This is a genomic window from Rhizobacter sp. P1_G5, assembly GCF_056405435.1.
The window spans coordinates 1-1,903 of record NZ_JBFUCB010000877.1 but is presented as its reverse complement, the minus strand read 5'-3'; the positions used below and the strand labels follow the sequence as shown (position 1 = coordinate 1,903).

Annotated in this window: 2 protein-coding genes; both read right to left on the bottom strand. The window is 66.2% G+C overall.

Features of this window, described 5'->3' with window-relative positions; translation table 11 throughout:
- Window positions 1–616 (bottom strand): RHS repeat domain-containing protein (locus tag AC1D12_RS32220; protein WP_477845224.1); only part of this gene is annotated, 616 nt, incomplete at its 3' end.
- A gap of 8 nt (window positions 617–624) precedes the next feature.
- Window positions 625–1,903 (bottom strand): hypothetical protein (locus tag AC1D12_RS32215; RefSeq protein ID WP_477845223.1); only part of this gene is annotated, 1,279 nt, incomplete at its 5' end.

Below are 1,903 nucleotides of genomic sequence, written 5' to 3'. Positions count from 1 at the left end.
TCGGATCCTTCGCAGGCGGGTTGTCCATCTGCGTGCCGCCCGACCCCGGACAGCCCGGCGAGTTGCTGCTCTGGTCGAAGATGGCCGGCGACACGTAGCAGAACCACACCCGGCTGAAGCTGCCGTCGGCCCGCGTCTCCTTCACCTTGCGGCCAAGCGCATCGAGCTCCCACGTCGTCGTCAGGCCATTCGGGCCGGTCTGCGATGTCGCCAACCCGAACCTCGGGTCCACGAGCTTGGTCTCGGTGTGGTTGAGCGCGTTCCAGGCACTGGTGGCGTAGCTGCCGTCGAGCGTGCCGGACGGCTGGGCGGCATTGCTGTACGACGCGCTCGCAATGCGCTGCAACGATGTGTCTGCGCAATTGGAAGTCGTCGTCTGCTTCCGGTTGCCGTACGGATCCAGCTGGTAGCTGGTCACGACGCACAGCGCGGCTTTCGTCGGCTCGATCCTCTCCTCGATCAGGAGACCGGTCGCCTCGTCGTACTTGAACTCGCTGGAACGTTCCTCCTCGAAGATCGGCGCAGGCAAGGTCTGCGCCAGCGCATTCGCGCCCAGCAGCACCAGAGCGGTGAGGGTGCCCAGCAGGCGGGGGAGAGCTTTGTGAAAATCAGCCATGGCGGTGCTCAGTCTTCCAACAGCATCTGCAGGATGCTCATCAGCACTTCGGGCCGGATCAGCTTCGGCGGCGTGCCGTTCAACGCAGGATCCTGCGTCGCCTTCGCGATGTCGCTCAGGCCGCCGTTGCTCTGCACGGGCGGCTGAGTGGCTGACGTGGTGGAGGTCACCTTGCTGGACCCCAGCCGGCCGAGGAACCACTTGTCGCCGCTGATGAAACGCTCTGTGCCGTCGTCCACGCTCAGGTAGGTGTTCTTCGTGGTCTTCGTCACCATCTGGTTCTGCCCGGCCGGGCCTCCCACGCCGTAGCCGGTGGTCGTGATCGTGGCGTTGCCGACATCGCCATAGACCGTCATCGCCGTGTTGACGGTGTCGGTCTTGCTGATCAGCAGCGACCGCGTCGTCAGGTCCCACTTCCGTTCGACGGAACGAACCTGGTACGGCCGCTTCACCAGCGAAGTGCTCGCACACGGCTGGTCCATCGTCGCCGCACCGGCATTGGCCTGCGCCTGCACATCGCAGTAGGTGTAGTTCGTCATGCCGATGATGTCGGCGGACCAGGCGCTGCCCGACTTGCCATCGCCCTCGAAGCATTCGCTGTGGACGTTCGGGCCGCTGCCCGACGACGAACCCGAGCCCACCGACAACGGACGCTGCCGCGGCGAACCCGGACGGGTGTTGCGGCTGTCGTCCACGTCGATCGGCTTCAGCACGTTCGGCGTCCAGCTGCTCAGGTAGCGCGTGAAGCTGCACTTCGGCATGCCGACGAACTGCTTGCGCTGCGTGCCGTCCTGCGAGCTGGCCGACGCGTTCAGCGGCTGCAGATACTCGGTGGTGGTGGCCATCATGCCGCCGCTCGCATACGGGAAATACTTGGTGACTGCTTCCAGCCCGAGGCTGCCACCGCCGGAGAGGTCGGATTTCATGCCGACGTACGCGAAGGCAGTGCTCACCTGCAGGCCGCTTGCGTCGGGCGCGCGGGTGCCGCTCGCTTGCTGCGTGCGCGACACCAGCCATTGGGCCGGATGCAGGTGCAGCGTCGGCCAGGTGTGGGCCCCCACCAGGTCGGCAGCAGCTTGCGGATCCGTCGCGCCGCTCAGGTCGAACGCGGGTCGCGTGTCGGCGTACACCGCAGCGCCGACGCTGGTGTTCCCCTGGCCCACCGTGATGCCATCGCTGGCCACGCCGGTCGAGGCGTACGTGATGGCTGTGCCCACTCCGGACACGTTCGCCACGGAGGTCATCATGTCGGGCGGGACGCCGTTCCGGTACCACAACGTGTTGTTG